The organism is Nocardia farcinica (assembly GCF_029867845.1).
In the GTDB taxonomy this organism is placed as follows: domain Bacteria; phylum Actinomycetota; class Actinomycetes; order Mycobacteriales; family Mycobacteriaceae; genus Nocardia; species Nocardia farcinica_A.
Genome location: NZ_JARWRU010001135.1, coordinates 1 through 1,041 on the forward strand (window position 1 = coordinate 1; position 1,041 = coordinate 1,041).

At 72.7% G+C, this 1,041-nt stretch carries 1 protein-coding gene and 1 pseudogene; one reads left to right on the plus strand and one right to left on the minus strand.

What is annotated here, in order from left to right; genetic code table 11:
- A pseudogene (locus QH283_RS25315) lies at positions 1-122 on the plus strand (ATP-dependent DNA ligase); the annotation flags it as partial.
- A 72-nt stretch (positions 123-194) separates the two neighbouring features.
- On the opposite strand, the gene QH283_RS25320 reads toward QH283_RS25315, so the two are convergent.
- Positions 195-917 carry a dienelactone hydrolase family protein gene (locus QH283_RS25320; RefSeq protein ID WP_280505440.1) on the minus strand — a complete coding sequence of 241 codons (723 nt, stop codon included), beginning with the start codon at positions 915-917 and terminating at the stop codon, positions 195-197.
- Positions 918-1,041: the final 124 nt, after the last annotated feature.

Consider the following 1,041-nt stretch of genomic DNA (forward strand, 5'->3'; position numbering starts at 1 on the left):
GGCCGGAACTGGTCGCCGACATCGAGTATCGGGAGGCGACCTCGGAGGGGTTGCGGCATCCGAGCTGGCGGGGTCTGCGTATCGACAAGGAGCCGGGTGAGGTGGCCACGCCCGCGCCCTGAGGCCGGGGGTGCTCAACGGCGGGACAGTCGGGTGCCGGGTGTGGCCGGTCCTTCCGCTCGTCCGGGGGACATTCAATTCGGGGAAGGCTCCTCGGTGAGGTGCCGGTCGAAGAAGGTGAAGATGCGCTGCCAGGCGTCGGCGGTGGCGGTGGCGTCGTAGCCGAGGCCGGTGACGCGCAGCAGTGGTTCGGCGGCGAAGGTGTTGGCGAAGCCGTGGGCTGCCTTCGGGTAGGTCTTGATGTCGTGCGGGACGCCCAGGTCGATCAGGGAGCGGCGTAGTTTCTCACCCGCGCCGATCAAAGAGGGGTCGATGCCGGCGTAGCTGGCGACGATGGGGCAGGCGCCGTCGAGCAGGGAGCGGAAGTCGCCGTACAGGCCGGGGTAGAACGGGGCGGAGGCGTCGAAGCCGTGTGGTGCGCACAGCAGGGCGAAACCGCCGCCCATGCAGAAGCCGATGACCGCGGTGCGGCCGGTGCAGCGCGGGTCGGCGAGCAGGTGGTCGCGGGCGGCGAGGATGTCGCGCACCGGGACGCTGTCGCCGTCGTTGCGGCCGCCGGTGAACCACAGCGCGCGCATCACCGACCGGATGCAGCGGGTCTTGCCGCGGGAGAACAGGTTCGGCGCGATCGCCAGGTAGCCGCGTTCGGCGAGCATGGTGACGTGCTCGCGGACGTCCTCGCCGAAACCGATGGCGTCGTGCACGATCACCACCCCCGGCCAGGGGCCCGCGCCGTCGGGGTGGGCGATCACGGCCTGGATCGTGCCGTCGGGGGCGGGCAGGTCGATGGTCTGCATGGCACCAGAATCTAGGGCAGTGGTGTGCGCCGTGCCCGCCGAACCGGGTCACGACGAGCCGTGGGGGGGCGGGGGGGGCGGCGGCCCCCCGCCCCCCGCCCCGCGGGCGGGGGCGCGGGGCCGC

Coding starts and splice junctions, on each gene's coding strand:
- QH283_RS25320 (WP_280505440.1), bottom strand. CDS start 917: ATGCAGACCATCGACCTGCCCGCCCCCGACGGCACGATCCAGGCCGTG.